The sequence below is a fragment of the Arthrobacter senegalensis genome, from assembly GCF_059091765.1.
Genome location: NZ_JBNHGZ010000006.1, coordinates 38,405 through 52,283, shown reverse-complemented (window position 1 = coordinate 52,283; position 13,879 = coordinate 38,405). Strand labels below are relative to the sequence as shown.

Here is a 13,879-nt window from a genome sequence, read left to right as displayed (position 1 = left end):
TGATGCCCTTTCATGCCATTATGGCAGATACTGCCACATTGGCAGCGAATACTCAAATATGGGGTATCTTGGAAGCTGCTATGCCACAGAAAACGCCGACCAGCGGCGCTTCCAGAACCGATGTGCCCGGCCCGACCACGGCTGAGCTCCCTGTCGCTGCACCCGGATTAAGGGAGCGACGGCGGCGCCAGACCCGGACGGAAATCAGCGAGGCCGCGCTGCATCTGTTTCAGGAACACGGCGTGGATGCCACCACCGTGGACGGCATTGCCCACGCCGCCGGGATTTCCCAGCGCACGTTCTTCCGGTACTTCACCAGCAAGGAAGAAGCCGCGCTGCCGGCACACCAGGATTTCGACGCCGCGCTCGAGGCCGGGCTGCTCACCATCGATCCGGCCGGCAACCCGCGCGAAGAGCTTGAGCGCGTCTACCAAGAGGTCATGCAGGGGTACGCGGACAACGACGCCCCGGCAGCCCGCCGCATGTTGCTCGTCAACCAGCTCATCCGCAAGGAGCCCCTGCTTAAGGCGGCCATGCTCAAGCACAATGCCACCCGGACAACCGGGCTGGTGGAGGCCCTGATGGACCGGTTCGGCCGCGACGGGGTGAGCGACCTGCAGATCAGGCTGGCGTTCGAGACCTGTGCGGCAGTGGTCCGGGTCGCGTTCGAGGTGTGGGTGGCCCGGCGCGAGGCCGGCCGGAATGACAACCTGCCGGACATTTACGCGGCTGCCCTGCAGTTGTCCCACTGACCATGGGAAACACAAGAACCCCGGCCCTTACGACGACGACGCCGTGTCCGTGCCCGAGCGGCCGGGCCTACGGCGAGTGCTGTGGGCCGTTCCACCGCGGCGAGGCCGAGGCGCCAACGGCGGAAGCGCTGATGCGGTCGCGCTACACGGCGTTCGTCGTCGGGGATGCCGCCTATCTGCTGCGCACGTGGCATTCCGAAACGCGGCCCGCGCGGCTCGAACTGGACCCCGCGCTGCACTGGACCGGGCTGGAAATCCTCAAGACCGTCCGCGGCGGCGTAACCGACCGCGTGGGCACCGTGGAGTTCCGCGCCGGCTACCGCGAGGGCGGCCGGGACCGCACGCAGCAGGAGAAGAGCACCTTTGTGCGCGAGGACGGCCGCTGGGTCTACCGCGACGCCATAGCCTGAGCGCACCCGGCCGAGATGGGCGGCGGCGGTGCACCACCCCGGGCTTCCGTCAGTCGCCCGCGCGCCCGGCATCACGCCGCGCGAGCACGGGGGCGCCGTCGTCGTTGTTCAGTCCAGGGCCAGGACGGCGTAGATCCCGAGCGCGCCGAGCACCACCACGCTGCCGGCAACCCAGGCGGCAGCGGCGGCGTCGGCGTGGATCCTCTCGTCGGCCACGCCGGAGACCGCCCGGCGGTACCGGAGTTTCTGCGTGATGTAGATGCCGAACGCCGTGCACAGCGCCACGGCGACCAGCGTCCCGGTGAACCAGCCGTATTCCGGCATCCAGCGCAGGAACATGGCTGTCGCCACGATCATGGCCAGAGTGGTCCGGCTCCAGGCCAGGGACGTGCGTTCGGGCTGCAGGCCGGCGTCGTGGTGTTCCGGCTCCGGCACGGCGCGGGCGCGTCGCATCAGGACGGCCGCAGGACGACGAAGACCACCAGCAAGGCCGCCACCACACCGCCGCCTACCGCCAGGATCGGGGCTATCAGCGGCAGCGGCAGGGGAGTCTTGTGGCGCATGGCCCGCTCGACGTTGAGCCAGCGGAAGAACGAGCCGCCGCCGATCGCCATGGCCAGGACCAGGAGGATGATGGCGATGGTCTTGCGGATTTCCGGGACGAAGACGCCGCCGGTGAAGACCTCCACCGCGATGCCGCCGGCCAGGAGTGCCAGCGAGGTGCGGATCCACGCCAGGAAGGTACGCTCGTTGGCCAGCGTGAACCGCGGGTCGGGCTCGGTGCCGCCGCGGAGCAGTTTGTCGGCGAGTTTGCCGCGTTCCGGGCTGGGCGAGGGCGAAGAAGTAGGCACGGCTTCATGGTAACCAAGTCCGCGGGTGGCGCGGCGACGGCTTACGTCACATGCCAGACGTCAGGCCGCCGGCCGGTCCCGGTCGTCGTCGTTGTCCTGGTCCATGCGGGCCACGGTGAAGAAGCGGTTGCCCGCCCCCTTGTGTGAACTCGGCACCAGGAGTTTGGAGTATTTTTCGCACCACTGGGCGGCGCCGCCGGAATCCGCGGCAGCCGCAGCGATGGCGTCAATATCGTCGGACCACCCCAGAACGCGTTCCCCCTCGAGGCAGAACTGGATGAGTCCCAACTCGGTATCTACATGCAGTTCGACGTCCACCCAAACGTCGAATAGCACAGTGCTGCTGGCTGTATCTTCTGTTTTGTATGTGTTCATCACGAGACCTGTGTTGCGCGTCACACCCTGTGGCGCCCTCCCACTATAGGGTTCACCATGCGGAATGCCAAACGGTTTCCCCAGCGTGAACGGCCGGTAAAGTGAATCGGGCGATGACTCAGACACCTTCCGCCCAGCGCCTCACCTGCAACGTGCCGATGCGTTGGGGAGACATGGATGCCTACGGGCACATCAACAACGTGGAAATCCTGCGCATTTTGGAGGAGGCACGCATCCACGCGTTCGGGCCTCCGGCCGGCACCGGCGGTCCCGGGCTCGAGGTGGATTTGCCGGTCTTCTCCGACCTGCCCGAATCCACCCAGGCTTTGGTGGCGGAGCACCGGGTGAAGTACGTCCGGCCGCTCAGTTACCGCAACATCCCGGCACACGTGGAGGTCTGGATCAGTGCGATCAAGGGCGCCAGCCTGACCATCGCCTACCGGATCATGGACCCGGTAACCGCCGAGCAGTGCGTGCTGGCCGAAACCACGCTCGCGTTCTTCCACACGGATACCGGGCGGCTGCTGCGCCTGAATGAGCGCCAGCGATCGATCCTGGAACCCTACCTGGGAGAGTCCAACTTCCGCTGAGACGACGACGGCGATCGGCCGCCGTCGTGCCTAGCCCTCCCAGCCCAGATTGCGGGCAATCCGCTCCAGCACGTCGAGGGTGGCCGTGTACTCTTCCTCGCTGATACCGTCCGCCATGCGGGCGCGCGTGCGGTCGATCACCTCACCGAGGGAGGCCAGGCTGGCCCGCCCGGTGTCGGTCAGCGCATAGTGGCCGTTCTCGGCGCTGACCCAGCCGCTTTCCACAAGTTCTTCGACCGGTTCCTGGGGCCCTTCGCCCTCTTCCTCCGGAATGAAAGGCCCTAGGGCTTCCGCGAGCTCGCCGGCGGTGGATGGCTTGTCCGCGAGCAGGTTCATCATCTGCCACTGCCGGCGGGTGATGCCGTGTTCCTCCATGGTCTCGATGAACTGCTCGTCGAGCAGCCGGTCAACGAGCTTCAGCCAATAACCGATAGGTCGTAGAGGTGCCATGCCGCCACCCTACAAGGGTCCGAGCGGCTGATCGACTGAAATTGCCGGACGCGCCGCTTAGTTGGCAAAGGCACCCCGGGGCCTGCGTGGCCGGTTCCTGACGGGCGCGCGGTTGGACCCGGCGCAGACGGGGACGCTTTCTGCCCTGAGCAGACCCTGCTGACGCCGACGGCGCCGCTTCCTACGATGGAAGCAGCCAGAAGGGAGTTCCGCCGTGCTCGAACTTCAGAAGCTTCATCGCGGGCCAAGTTCAGCGCCTCCGCCTTTGCTCCGCGACGTCTATGGGGCGGTGCTGCGCAGGGAGCGTCGTCGCCAGCGGCGCACCCTCGACGACGTCGCCAGCCGGGCCGGCGTGTCACTCCAGTACCTCTCGGAGATCGAACGCGGCCGTAAGGAGGCCTCCTCGGAGATCCTCGCGGCAGTCTGTGCGTCGCTGGGGTCGGGGCTGGCCGCCTTCCTGGCAGCAGTTCACCGTGAAATGGCGGCGGTCGAAGGAAGGGCTGTGCTGCATCTTCAGTCCATGCCATCGGCCTCCCGGCGCGTTGGCCGCGCGCGGCAGGAATGTGCAGATGCTGCTGACCTGCTTTCTGTGGGCTTGGCCGACCGGGACCTGACGCCGCAGGACATGGCGGACGCGGGCCGCCAACTGGGTACGGGCGCTCAAGGCGGGCCGCCGCCGCTTCTAATGGCCGCCTGACGTTATACGCCGCTGCATGCCCGGCGCGGGTCGCCGTGCACAGGGCAACGCGGGACGTGTTCCGGCAACGAACCCCTCCACCGCTCGCCGCCGTACACTGCGCCAGCGTCTGCGGCGGAATTGCGCCACCGGTTGCATCGGTTCTGCGCCACGGGTTGCGCAGGTTCTGCGCCGCCAACGGCTGCGGCCGGAGACAGGAAAAACGGGCAGGTGCAGCCTTTCGGCTGCGCCTGCCCGTTTTAGTTCGGACGTCCACTTGATCCGGGCTTGCCCGTTGCGGTTTCCGCCTGTTCCGGCGGTTGCCCGCTGGGGTGTCCGCCCGTGCCGGGGGTTACCCGGCGAGGTTCGGCCGGGCCGCCTGAGACTTAAGCCAGGGGGGCCAGCTTGGTCTTGCCGAAGACGGCGCGGTCCACCGAGATCCGGCCGGGGCCAACCAGTGCCAGCGCCAGCGCTGCGGCGCCGAGCAGCAGCACCAGTTCGTAGCCGCCGCCGTCCACGAAGACGCCGGCGGGAGCGTGGACGAGCACCAGGGCGCCGAGCATGTCCAGCGTCAACAGGGCCGCCACGAGCCGCGTCAGCAGGCCGAGGATCAGGGCGATGCCGCCGGCGAGCTCCAGGCCGGCCACGATCGGTGCGGCGATATCGGCGGCCGGGACGCCCATCTGGCCGAAGGCGGCCTGGGTGCCGGCGATGGTCCATTCGTTAAACTTCTGCCAGCCGTGGGCGACGAAGAGGAAGCCCAGGACAACGCGAAGAACTGTGCGTGCAGTGGTGGTCAAAGCGGAGTTAGTCATGATGTTTTCACCGTTTCAATGGTCAGAGGATCGGCCGTCTGGAACGAGCGATAAGCATCAATAACTTGACGCTTCAATCAAATAGTGACAGCAATAATGTTGAAGTGTCAACTTTCGGGCCGTGTCTGACGGTGCGAGGCGGGCAGCAGCCACAGCTGGCCGGACCGCACGGGCTGGCCGTCCCGAGCCCCAGCTGGCCGGACCGCACGGGCTGGCCGTCCCGAGCCCCTAGAGCATGCCGCCGCTGCCGAACGGTCAGGCGCGGCGGACCGGTTGGCGCAGGATTGTCCTGAGCTTGGCCGGTTCGGTCTTGCGCGGGTCGCCGAGATAGATCTCGTGGTGGTGCCCGTTCGGTTTCAACTCGTTGGCCGGTAGGAATTCATCCTTCAGGCGGGCCAGGGCCGGTCCTTCGTCGTCGTACGCACCCACGTGCATGACCTGGACGCTTAGCCCCTCGTCCAGCCATCCGTGCCGGAGCGATCCCACCGCGGGAAGACCCTTCGTGGTTGCCGCCTGCCGCATCGCGTCTTCGATGTGTTCGGGCTCCAGCCAGTCAGGCTGGCGGATCATCATCGTCCACGACCACTCGTCCTTGGCCCGCCGGGTGAAGGCGGTCATGTCCTCCGCCCACCAGAGGCCTTCCAGCGGACCGACGACATAGTCGCGCCCTAGTTGCTTCTTGCTGGTGAACTTCAGCGTGTAGGACACTGCGTATAGGGCCTCGACCGCCCGCAGGTACCCGTCCGCCGTGTTCGGATCGCCGTGGCCGTCCGCCTGCAGGAACTGCATGGGCGGCACGGTAACCAGCTGGAAATCCTTGCCCGGGGCGTACAGCTCCTTCTGGTCCTTCTTGAAATCCAGCTTGTTCATGGGGCTTTCCGGTGGTGGGCAGCGGGCTGTGTGGTCTAGTTATATCGCGTAGCCACGGATGAAACGAGGAACATGCTGCAGCAAATCGCCGCCGAATGGTGGACCAGGATCACGGCCGGCTTCGTGCGCGGTGAACCGCTCCAAGCCGGAGTGCTGGAGCTGGCGGTCATCCTGGCCGCGGCGCTGCTGTTGTCGGTGCCCCGAGCAAGCTGGCGGTACTTCGGGTTGTTCGTCACGGCGGTCCATGAACTTGGCCACGCGTTCGCGGCGCTGGCCACGGGACGGCTGGTGCGCGGAATCCACTTGCGGTTCGACCAGTCCGGCGCCATGATCAGCCGCGGGGCGGGCCGGGCATCAGCGGCCTGGACCGGTTTCTGGGGCTACCCAGTGCCCGCGCTGGTCGGGGCAGCGCTGGTGTGGGCCGCCTTCAGCGGTTGGTCCGGTGCCGCCCTGTCCGTCAGCGCGCTGCTGCTGCTGGCCACGCTGCTGTTCATCCGGAACCTCGAGGGCGTCGTCATCGCCGTGGGGTTGGCGGTAGGTGCTCAGCTGCTGGTGTGGTTCGCGCCGGTGGAGTGGCTCGGGCACCTGACGCTCGCCATCGGCGTCGGGCTCCTGGTGGGGGCCGTGCGGGACTGGCTGAATCTGCTGAGCGTGCACACCCGGCGCCGGCACCAGCTGGCCAATTCCGACGCCTTCATCATGGCGCGCAGGACCGGGGTCCCGGCCGCGCTCTGGCTGGCCGGGTTCGCGGTGGTCATCCTGCTTTGCTGGGCGGCTGCCGTGGCGACCGCGGCCGCTGTCGTCCCGCTGGCGATTCTGTAACGGATTCCCGGTCCCCTCGGCCTTCTGGAGTGGCCCTGCTCACAACTGTGTCATTCGCCGTGGGGCCCGCGGACAGCGCGCTGATCCACGGGAATTATCGCCGTGTGTGAGACGTTGTTGACCGATGTTGAAATCTGTGGAAGAGCAGCTATGATGGGCGCTCGCAGATAGGTCAAAACAACGAGAGCTTCAGGAGTTTTAAACCCGCATGGCAACCGATTACGACGCACCGCGCAACAAGGACGACGACAACAATAATGAGTCGCTCGAAGCCCTTCAGGCTCAGCGCTCCGGTGGTGCGAAGACCGCGCTGATCGACGTGGAAGACTCGGACACCGCCGAGGGCATCGATCTGCCCGGTGCCGACCTCTCCGGTGAAGAACTGGTGGTCCAGGTTGTTCCTCCCCGTGAGGACGAATTCACCTGTGGCTCCTGCTTCCTCGTTCGTCACCGCAGCCAAGTAGCCCGCGAAAAGAACGGCGAGAAGTACTGCCGCGACTGCGAAGGCTAAAACCTCAATCTTCCGAACCCCGCGCTGAGACCAGCGCGGGGTTCTGTGGTTAAGTCACACGCTTCGGACGGCCTCGCCGATCGGCGTGCCGCCGTTGATGAACTCGATCACCTTGCCCGCCGTGGCAGGAACGGCCAGCACTTCGGCCGCCACCATGGCAACGTCTTCGCGGCTCACTTCACCGCCGGGAGTGCCCGGTCCGGCTTGGATCTTCCCGGTCGCGGGCTGCAACGTCAACGAGCTCGGCCCCAGAATCGTCCAGTCCAGTGATGTGGACTTCAAGTAGTCGTCCGCGGCGGCCTTGGCATCGGCGTAGGGGAAGAACGCGTTGTCCTCCGGCACGCCGTGGTTCTTGCCGGCGCCCAGATAAGACACCATGATGTAGCGCTGCACCCCGGCCGCCACGGCTGCGTCCATCGACCGGATGGCCGCGTCCCGGTCGACTGCATAGGTCCGGGCTGGATTGCCTCCGCCAGCGCCGGCCGACCAGACGACGGCGTCGTGGCCGCGCAGTCGGTCTGTCAGGTCGTCGGTGGTTGTCTTCTCGACGTCGGCGATCACCGGCACCGCACCCGTTTCCCGGACATCGGCGACGTGGTCCGGATTGCGGATGATGGAGCTGACTTCATGGCCCTGCGCGGTGAGGATGCGGGACAGGTGCAGCGCGACCTTCCCGTGGCCCCCGAAAATGGCAATGCGTGACATAAGGTTCCTTTCGGTGTCGTCCATCCCAATCTAGGCACGGAGTCAGGTGGCGGCCAATGGCCGGCGTCCTTGACGGTGACGGCGCCCGGCCGTCGCCCGGCCCCACCTGTGCCTGATTCGGTGGCTGCTCGTCGCCGCGCTGGCTCCCCGTTGACGTCCGTTCGGCGGGTTGGTCCGCTGGTTAGGCCGCCGCGAGCCCGGCCCTCCGATTCCGCCGTCTTAGCCGTCGCTGCCGGTGAGATGGATACCGGCTTCCGGCGTGGCCACCCGGAAACTGAAGGACTGCTCGATGTACAGGTAGACGAACTTTTCATCATGCCGGTCGTAGCCCACCGAGAGGTCCTGGCCCGATTCGAACAGGAAATCGCCGCCGCGCAGGCTCATCACGATGGCCCCGCGGACTCCCGGCGCCCAGACAATCGGACCGCCCAGCAACTTGCGCAGGTGCTCGGACAGCAGATACCCGCCCCGCTCGGTCGCCTCCACCACGGCGGTGTAGTGTCCGGGGCCGAGGGCCAGGCCGAACGGACCTCCAATGCCGGCCTGGAGCAGCGCCGAGACGGCCTTGGCAACACGCTTGGGGTAGTCATTGAAGTCAGTCACGCGGGGCACCGGCGAATGCGGGGTCGCGCTCGTGACCCCCTCAATGCCGACCTGGCGCCAGCCATGGAATACGGCCGCGTTCTCCGCAATCGCAATCTGCATTGCTGCCTCGGCCAGGTCCGTGAGGTCCACATCGGCCGCACCCCGGTCATGGTCAAGCAGTTCCAGCCGGGAAACCTTGAACGGTGCGCGCATCTCCACCAGGGGCAGCACCCCGCGCCGCCGCGTCGCCACGCCGTCGGCCAGGGCCGGACCCGTGATGCTTTCGGTGCGGCCAAGGTTTGTCGCCGAATACTCCCAGCCGAATGGACCAGCGAAATCCACCATTTTGCGGGCCCCGAGCGCAACGGTGAGCCGCTCCCTGGCCTCCCGGTCCAGCAGCGCCCAACCACCGTCGGAGATGGGGGCGTGCTCGCGCAGCAGGTGATCCATGGTCATGAGAAGTCCTCCTTGAGGCTGCCGATTCCCAGGGACGAATCAGAACCGGCTCGCCACCGGCGAGGGTCCGTACGACGTGCCGCACCCGACGGAGAGCGGCCCACCGGCCCGGGTGCAGGGACTGCAGTTTCGTCGGTGCCCGCAGCCGTGCCGGCAGCCGTTGCTGCCTCGGCCGCCCCGCCGTTGGCCACAATGTCGCCGTCCTGAAAGAGGGTGCCCCGGGCGATCTGGCGCCATTTCGGTTTCCTGCGCAGGAGAAACTCCAGGTCCATGCTGAAGTGCTTGAACTCCTCCGCCAGGGAATCCTCCATGATGGCGACCGATTCCGGGTCCTTCTCCAGCGACATCCGTTGTGCGTACCAGCCGATGGCCTCGGCCTCCTCTGTCAGGTTGGCGCACATACGCGCAAAGGTCCGCGTCTCGGCGGAGAGCTCTGCGGCGGGTTCGTGGTACTGGTCAAAGCCCATCTGGATTCCTCCGTGAGGTTGCCTCTCTGCCAGCGTAGCCACGGCCCCGCCGGCTGACTACCTTTGACGGGCGGAAGGCCCGGGAGTGCGGCCTGGCTACCGTATGACCGCCAGGCGTAGCCATAGATCGGCCGAACTGCTGCGTTCTTGTCTATTTCTGGCCGGCCCGGATCGGCCATCTTCCGGGCGCTGGGATTGCCCCATCGCGTAGGGCTTCTGCCGGTGAAATCCGCGCTAGGCCCTACGCAGTACCCACCGGAAGAATCCATGAAGAACCACAGGGACGGCCCGTCGCGGCCGGCGAGTTCACGGCGGACCGCCAGGCAAGGCTCATCGCCGCCGGCGCGTTATCGCCGGACCGCCAGGCACGGCCCGGCGCCGCCGACGCGTTATCGGGAACGCTACCGCGGCATAGTAATGTTGCAGGGTGATTCGCCGATACTCCGCCTTGCTCATGCTGCCACTCGTCGCCCTGCTTGCCACCGGCTGCGCTCAGGTTGAACAGGCCGCCTCCGACGCCGTCGACCAGGCCGCTAATTCCGCTTCCGAGGCCGTGAACCAAGCCGCGTCCAACTTGGCCAACGCAGCGGTCGGGGAAGCAGTCAAGCAGGTGTGTGCTCCGATTCAGGACGGCAGCATCGGTGCAAAGGAACAGGAGATGCTCGCTGGTCTGGTTTCTGCCGCCGACGCAGCCGGTGTTCCCGCCGAGATCACGGGGCCGATGTCGCAGATCGCCGAGTCCGGCGACCAGATTCCGGCCGATGCCCTGGCCTCCATGCAGCAAGCCTGCGACAACAACGGCGCTCGGTAATTAGGCAAACAACTGGCCACTCCCAAACCGCTCTTGCGCGGAATGGGAAAGCCTGTGGGGCGCCAGGGCAGCCGAGTCCGGCGGCAACGCCGCTTTCAGAACGGCGGCGTTTCAGGCTGGGCCGGCCAACCATCGAAGGGGCTGGAACTTCTGCCGGGCGGCGCGGTGACCCCCGCGGCGCTGTCCGTCCCGATATCGAGTTCCGACTGCATCGGGACCTTCGGCGGACCTAAGTGGCCGAACGGCGTCCTGCGGACCGTCGCGTCAGGGTCTAATGGGCCTCCGTCCGGGGGAGGGCTGCCGGACTGACAGGGTTCTGAACCTACTTCGGCCGGCTCCGGCAGGCGTTCGGGCAGCGGCGCGTCTTTCAACCACACGTGGTTTCGGAGCGGCCTTTGAGCCGGGTCGACGCTGAGCGGCGGTAGGAACCAAGGCACGCCCTTGCTCACGGTGACCCGCCAATCTCCCTGATGCAGCAAATGGTGGTGGTGACCGGAGACCAAGACGCCATTGTCGACCGAGGTGGGACCACCCTTCTCAAACCACTGGATGTGATGCACTTCGGTCCAGGGCGAGGGCGCAGTACAGCCGGGGAAGGCACAACCTCCATCCCTGGCGATGATTGCCAGCCGCATGTACTTCGGAAACAACCGCTGGGACTGGCCGACATCCAGAACCGCACCCGTGCCGGAGAGGATCACCGGGATGATGTCGGCATCGCAAGCTATCCGCCGTATTGCCTTGGCGCTCAGCGGCCCGGAGAAGATGCTGGTTCCCGGACGTCCGAATTCGGAGGCCAAGTCCTTGTAGTCGATGGTGACCAGCAGCTGCGGCCGTCGACCGCCGGTGGCTGGTAGAAGATCCGTGGTGAGAGCGATTTTGCAGGCACCAATGAGGCCGTCGAGCTGCTTCTGCTGCCGGGTACGCCCGTCCTCTACCGTCGCATCAACTAAAGCATCCGCTCCGCTGTCTCGAGCATCCGTGTCCGGGGTTAAGACCTCGTCGTCGTCGCCGGAAGCGCCGTTTAACCGGGGGCCGCATCTTCAACCGCGTCAAATCCGACTGCCCCGGCCGTGGCCGTCCTCTCCCTCAAACGAGGGTTGGTGGCGGTGTTGTAGACGGTTGCAAGAACTTCATTCTGTTCGTCGGTGGCGTTGATTTCGTAGCAATGCAGGCCATTGCGCCGCCCGCGATAGAACAGGCCCTGGCGTGCTTTGAGCTCGGCTGTCCCGAGATCGGCGCCGGCAGGGTTGAGGCCGCCTTCCCAATACCGGATCAGCAGCCTGAGCGAGTCGGTGTCGTAATCGGAGGCATGCTGAACCAGTGCCTCTTCCATTTTGCGGAGCTGCTCCGGCTCGGCGGTGCGCCGCAGCCCATCGACAGCCCGTCGGATCAGAGTTGCGGCCTGACCGGAGACCATTCCATCATCCATTGCACGGGCGAGCACCGGCAGCCTGGGCGACACAACAGGCTTACCCGGGGGCGCCGGGCGGACTTCGGTGGCTTCCGCGAGTTGGAAGCGTCGTGCAGCCTCCTGCCGTGCAATGCCCAACTTCGCCCGCAGATAGTCTTCGTTCGATTTGTAGGCGCCGCGCATACGATGATTCGGTGCCTCGGGGTCATGCGGCTTGTCTGTATCCCCAACGGCGGCGATGTTTTGCTCTTTGATGATGCCCGCCAGAATCAGCTGGGTTTGACCAACAATGTTGGCCAGCTCTTCAACCTCTGCCGCCGTCCGGGCCACCGACTTGGTACTGCGTGTCAGCCCGTCGTTCCAAGGCGATTATTCAGTTCGCTGACCTCGGCGCGGACCCGGGCCAGCAGGACGGAATCGTCCTGCCCTGCCCCCGCAGCCTCATCCAGCACCTCGATCGCCATAGATACAGCCCATGAAGCCCGCGAACAGGGTAGGAGAACCAAGGGTCGGCATGTGGATGAGCAAGCACACGGGGCTGGCTGTGGAGAAGAAGTGGATGGGTGCTCAGGCACGGGCGGCGGCGGCGAAAGCCAAGCGTTCAAATCCCACCCGAACCCCGCCGTCAGCGGGCGACCGGCGCGCCCTCCACTGAAGCCGGCTCGCCGGCGGGCTCCTCTACCGGTTTCAGGATGAAGAACGCCGCCGCCACGGCCACGATGGAGATGAGGGCCCCGGCCAGGAAAGCCATCCGCACTCCGCCTGCCACCGCCGTCGTCGTTGCCGCACCTTCGGCGGAAAGAACGGCCGCCTGCATGGACATGACGGTGACGAACATGGCGGTGCCCGCTGCCCCGGCCACTTGCTGCACCGTGCCGATGACGGCGCTTCCGTGCGAGTACAGTTGCCGCCGCACCGACCCGAGACCAGCGGAAAACAGCGGCGTGAACAGCAGCGCCAGGCCGACGCTGAGCACGATGTGCGCCGCCAGCAGCGTCAGCGGGGCGGTGTCCTCGCTGACCGTGGAGAAGAACCAGAGCACGGCGCTGACTACCGCCGTTCCCGGCACCAGCAGCACCCTCGGGCCGAACCTGTCATAGAGCCGCCCGACGGCCGGGGCCAGCAGGCCCATCAACAGCCCGCCCGGCAGAAGCATCAGCCCGATCTGCAGCGGCTCGAGCCCCAGGACCTGCTGCATATATATAGGGAGCAAAATGATGGTGCCGAACAGTGCGGCCATGCTGACAGCCATCAGCCCGACGGACACGGAGAAGTTGCCGGAGTGGAAGGTCCGCAGGTCCAGTAACGCCCTGTCCGAGCGCTGCAGCCGAACCTGACGGAGCAGGAATACCAGCAGCCCCACGCCGCCGGCCGCAAACGCAACCCACATGGCGGCACCCGTGCCCGGCCCCGCCGTCGTTGTTCCGTGCCCCGCGCCGACCTGGCTGAGGCCGTAGATCAGCCCGCCGAAGCCGATGGCGGAGAGGGCCACGGACGGCAGGTCCAGCGGCACCGGCCGAGGCTCGGTCACGTTCTGGATCCGCCGGTTGCCCACCACCAGCATGGCCAGCGCGATCGGCAGCACCAGCCAGAACATCCAGCGCCAGGACAAGGTGTTGAGGATGATGCCGGAGATGGTCGGGCCGATGGCCGGCGCCACCGATATGACAATCGAGACGTTGCCCATCGTTTTGCCGCGGTCCTCGGCCGGCACCAGGTTCATCAGCGTGGTCATCAGCAGCGGCATCATGATCGCGGTGCCCGACGCCTGGACCACGCGGGCCACCAGCAGCACCTCGAACCCCGGAGCCAGCGCGGCCAGCAGCGTTCCCGCGGAGAACAGCGCCATCGAAGCGGTGAAAACTTGGCGCGTGGTGAAACGCTGCAGGAGGAATCCGGTCACCGGGATGACCACGGCCATCGCCAGCATGAACGCCGTGGTCAGCCACTGCGCCGCGCGGGCGCTGATGCCCAGGTCGTCCATCAGCTCGGTCAGCGCCACGGACATGATGGTCTCGTTCAGGATCACCACGAACGCAGAGACCAACAGGATGCCAATCACGCGCCGGTTCCGGCGCGTCTCATCAGCCGTCAGCCCGCTGCCCGTGGCAGACCCGGGCCGTGCCGAGGCTCTGTTCGTCGACATTTCTTTATTCACGGGAAGATCCTCGAGTGGAAATCGTGCTGTTGGGGGCGGCCGGAACAGCCCAAGATCGCCGGGCGCAGGCGGAGTAACAGCTTAACCTGCCCCCGCTGACTCCTATTCCCGGCGGTCAACCTCGAATAAACACGACGCCGGTGCTCGCCGCCGGGCGGCAA

The 13,879-nt window shown here is 66.4% G+C and carries 19 protein-coding genes and 1 pseudogene; 7 read left to right on the top strand and 13 right to left on the bottom strand.

Annotated features, from left to right (window positions below; genetic code table 11):
* Positions 1–2 precede the first annotated feature (2 nt).
* Both AC5RVG_RS16005 and AC5RVG_RS16000 read left to right on the top strand, forming a co-directional pair.
* Positions 3–752 carry a TetR family transcriptional regulator gene (locus tag AC5RVG_RS16005; protein ID WP_494014630.1) on the top strand — a complete coding sequence of 250 codons (750 nt, stop codon included), beginning with the start codon at positions 3–5 and terminating at the stop codon, positions 750–752.
* 2 nt (positions 753–754) lie between these two features.
* Positions 755–1,162, top strand: coding sequence for a YchJ family protein (locus AC5RVG_RS16000; RefSeq protein ID WP_494014629.1), 408 nt, complete (start codon positions 755–757; stop codon positions 1,160–1,162).
* 108 nt (positions 1,163–1,270) lie between these two features.
* On the opposite strand, the gene AC5RVG_RS15995 is transcribed toward AC5RVG_RS16000, so the two are convergent.
* The 3 genes from AC5RVG_RS15995 to AC5RVG_RS15985 are packed head-to-tail and all read right to left on the bottom strand — an operon-like array spanning position 1,271 to position 2,349.
* On the bottom strand, positions 1,271–1,615 hold the full coding sequence (locus AC5RVG_RS15995) for a DUF202 domain-containing protein (protein ID WP_494014628.1): 345 nt from the start codon (positions 1,613–1,615) through the stop codon (positions 1,271–1,273).
* Entirely contained in the window at positions 1,615–2,013 is a 399-nt protein-coding gene (locus tag AC5RVG_RS15990) for a YidH family protein (RefSeq protein ID WP_494001704.1), read from the bottom strand. The genes AC5RVG_RS15995 and AC5RVG_RS15990 overlap by 1 nt, the downstream gene beginning before the upstream one ends.
* 60 nt (positions 2,014–2,073) lie before the next feature.
* The gene (locus AC5RVG_RS15985) at positions 2,074–2,349 is read right to left on the bottom strand and encodes a hypothetical protein (RefSeq protein WP_494014627.1); all 276 of its coding nucleotides are present in this window, start codon (positions 2,347–2,349) and stop codon (positions 2,074–2,076) included.
* Between the two features lie 152 nt (positions 2,350–2,501).
* Here AC5RVG_RS15985 and AC5RVG_RS15980 point away from each other — a divergent pair, with 152 nt between their 5' ends.
* Positions 2,502–2,978: an acyl-CoA thioesterase gene (locus AC5RVG_RS15980; protein ID WP_494014626.1), complete on the top strand. Its 477-nt coding sequence runs from the start codon at positions 2,502–2,504 to the stop codon at positions 2,976–2,978.
* Positions 2,979–3,008: 30 nt separating this feature from the next.
* On the opposite strand, the gene AC5RVG_RS15975 is transcribed toward AC5RVG_RS15980, so the two are convergent.
* Complete coding sequence (locus tag AC5RVG_RS15975; RefSeq protein WP_494014625.1) at positions 3,009–3,428, bottom strand: MarR family winged helix-turn-helix transcriptional regulator; 420 nt, start codon at positions 3,426–3,428, stop codon at positions 3,009–3,011.
* A gap of 214 nt (positions 3,429–3,642) precedes the next feature.
* Between AC5RVG_RS15975 and AC5RVG_RS15970 the strand changes: the two genes are divergently transcribed.
* Positions 3,643–4,125 (top strand): helix-turn-helix domain-containing protein, encoded by a 483-nt coding sequence (locus tag AC5RVG_RS15970; protein ID WP_494014624.1) that lies wholly within the window; start codon positions 3,643–3,645, stop codon positions 4,123–4,125.
* A gap of 365 nt (positions 4,126–4,490) precedes the next feature.
* On the opposite strand, the gene AC5RVG_RS15965 is transcribed toward AC5RVG_RS15970, so the two are convergent.
* Together AC5RVG_RS15965 and AC5RVG_RS15960 are read right to left on the bottom strand one after the other, a co-directional pair.
* On the bottom strand, positions 4,491–4,919 hold the full coding sequence (locus tag AC5RVG_RS15965) for a DoxX family protein (protein ID WP_494014623.1): 429 nt from the start codon (positions 4,917–4,919) through the stop codon (positions 4,491–4,493).
* 255 nt (positions 4,920–5,174) lie between these two features.
* On the bottom strand, positions 5,175–5,789 hold the full coding sequence (locus tag AC5RVG_RS15960) for a GyrI-like domain-containing protein (protein WP_494014622.1): 615 nt from the start codon (positions 5,787–5,789) through the stop codon (positions 5,175–5,177).
* 72 nt (positions 5,790–5,861) lie between these two features.
* Here AC5RVG_RS15960 and AC5RVG_RS15955 point away from each other — a divergent pair, with 72 nt between their 5' ends.
* Both AC5RVG_RS15955 and AC5RVG_RS15950 read left to right on the top strand, forming a co-directional pair.
* Positions 5,862–6,611, top strand: a complete 750-nt coding sequence (locus tag AC5RVG_RS15955) for a M50 family metallopeptidase (protein WP_494014621.1) — start codon at positions 5,862–5,864, stop codon at positions 6,609–6,611.
* A 208-nt stretch (positions 6,612–6,819) separates the two neighbouring features.
* On the top strand, positions 6,820–7,122 hold the full coding sequence (locus AC5RVG_RS15950) for a DUF4193 domain-containing protein (protein ID WP_493979582.1): 303 nt from the start codon (positions 6,820–6,822) through the stop codon (positions 7,120–7,122).
* A gap of 54 nt (positions 7,123–7,176) precedes the next feature.
* On the opposite strand, the gene AC5RVG_RS15945 is transcribed toward AC5RVG_RS15950, so the two are convergent.
* The 3 genes from AC5RVG_RS15945 to AC5RVG_RS15935 all read right to left on the bottom strand — a co-directional run bounded on the left by AC5RVG_RS15945 (position 7,177) and on the right by AC5RVG_RS15935 (position 9,335).
* A complete protein-coding gene (locus AC5RVG_RS15945) occupies positions 7,177–7,827 on the bottom strand; it encodes an SDR family oxidoreductase (protein WP_494014620.1) in 651 nt (216 codons plus the stop codon).
* Positions 7,828–8,046: 219 nt separating this feature from the next.
* On the bottom strand, positions 8,047–8,868 hold the full coding sequence (locus tag AC5RVG_RS15940; protein WP_494014619.1) for a family 1 encapsulin nanocompartment shell protein: 822 nt from the start codon (positions 8,866–8,868) through the stop codon (positions 8,047–8,049).
* The gene (locus tag AC5RVG_RS15935) at positions 8,865–9,335 is read right to left on the bottom strand and encodes a ferritin family protein (RefSeq protein ID WP_494014618.1); all 471 of its coding nucleotides are present in this window, start codon (positions 9,333–9,335) and stop codon (positions 8,865–8,867) included. Before AC5RVG_RS15935 ends, AC5RVG_RS15940 begins: the two co-directional genes overlap by 4 nt.
* A gap of 427 nt (positions 9,336–9,762) precedes the next feature.
* Between AC5RVG_RS15935 and AC5RVG_RS15930 the strand changes: the two genes are divergently transcribed.
* Positions 9,763–10,146 (top strand): hypothetical protein, encoded by a 384-nt coding sequence (locus tag AC5RVG_RS15930; protein WP_494014617.1) that lies wholly within the window; start codon positions 9,763–9,765, stop codon positions 10,144–10,146.
* A gap of 95 nt (positions 10,147–10,241) precedes the next feature.
* On the opposite strand, the gene AC5RVG_RS15925 is transcribed toward AC5RVG_RS15930, so the two are convergent.
* From AC5RVG_RS15925 to AC5RVG_RS15910, 4 genes and pseudogenes are all read right to left on the bottom strand, one after another.
* On the bottom strand, positions 10,242–10,781 hold the full coding sequence (locus AC5RVG_RS15925; protein ID WP_494014718.1) for an HNH endonuclease signature motif containing protein: 540 nt from the start codon (positions 10,779–10,781) through the stop codon (positions 10,242–10,244).
* Positions 10,767–11,081 (bottom strand): annotated as a pseudogene (locus AC5RVG_RS15920) (DUF222 domain-containing protein); the annotation flags it as partial. The gene AC5RVG_RS15925 and the pseudogene AC5RVG_RS15920, both read right to left, overlap by 15 nt.
* Positions 11,082–11,170: 89 nt before the next feature.
* Positions 11,171–11,890, bottom strand: coding sequence for a DUF222 domain-containing protein (locus AC5RVG_RS15915; protein WP_494014616.1), 720 nt, complete (start codon positions 11,888–11,890; stop codon positions 11,171–11,173).
* Positions 11,891–12,185: 295 nt separating this feature from the next.
* On the bottom strand, positions 12,186–13,706 hold the full coding sequence (locus AC5RVG_RS15910; protein ID WP_494014717.1) for an MDR family MFS transporter: 1,521 nt from the start codon (positions 13,704–13,706) through the stop codon (positions 12,186–12,188).
* Between the last annotated feature and the right edge of the window lie 173 nt (positions 13,707–13,879).

What these genes read in the sequence shown, in the direction of transcription:
- AC5RVG_RS15995 (WP_494014628.1), bottom strand. Translation starts at nt 1,615, where the DNA reads ATGCGACGCGCCCGCGCCGTGCCGGAGCCGGAACACCACGACGCCGGC.
- AC5RVG_RS15935 (WP_494014618.1), bottom strand. Translation starts at nt 9,335, where the DNA reads ATGGGCTTTGACCAGTACCACGAACCCGCCGCAGAGCTCTCCGCCGAG.
- AC5RVG_RS15945 (WP_494014620.1), bottom strand. Translation starts at nt 7,827, where the DNA reads ATGTCACGCATTGCCATTTTCGGGGGCCACGGGAAGGTCGCGCTGCAC.
- AC5RVG_RS15955 (WP_494014621.1), top strand. Translation starts at nt 5,862, where the DNA reads ATGCTGCAGCAAATCGCCGCCGAATGGTGGACCAGGATCACGGCCGGC.
- AC5RVG_RS15960 (WP_494014622.1), bottom strand. Translation starts at nt 5,789, where the DNA reads ATGAACAAGCTGGATTTCAAGAAGGACCAGAAGGAGCTGTACGCCCCG.
- AC5RVG_RS15940 (WP_494014619.1), bottom strand. Translation starts at nt 8,868, where the DNA reads ATGACCATGGATCACCTGCTGCGCGAGCACGCCCCCATCTCCGACGGT.
- AC5RVG_RS15925 (WP_494014718.1), bottom strand. Translation starts at nt 10,781, where the DNA reads ATGCGGCTGGCAATCATCGCCAGGGATGGAGGTTGTGCCTTCCCCGGC.
- AC5RVG_RS15975 (WP_494014625.1), bottom strand. Translation starts at nt 3,428, where the DNA reads ATGGCACCTCTACGACCTATCGGTTATTGGCTGAAGCTCGTTGACCGG.
- AC5RVG_RS15980 (WP_494014626.1), top strand. Translation starts at nt 2,502, where the DNA reads ATGACTCAGACACCTTCCGCCCAGCGCCTCACCTGCAACGTGCCGATG.
- AC5RVG_RS15950 (WP_493979582.1), top strand. Translation starts at nt 6,820, where the DNA reads ATGGCAACCGATTACGACGCACCGCGCAACAAGGACGACGACAACAAT.
- AC5RVG_RS15965 (WP_494014623.1), bottom strand. Translation starts at nt 4,919, where the DNA reads ATGACTAACTCCGCTTTGACCACCACTGCACGCACAGTTCTTCGCGTT.
- AC5RVG_RS15910 (WP_494014717.1), bottom strand. Translation starts at nt 13,706, where the DNA reads ATGTCGACGAACAGAGCCTCGGCACGGCCCGGGTCTGCCACGGGCAGC.
- AC5RVG_RS16000 (WP_494014629.1), top strand. Translation starts at nt 755, where the DNA reads ATGGGAAACACAAGAACCCCGGCCCTTACGACGACGACGCCGTGTCCG.
- AC5RVG_RS16005 (WP_494014630.1), top strand. Translation starts at nt 3, where the DNA reads ATGCCCTTTCATGCCATTATGGCAGATACTGCCACATTGGCAGCGAAT.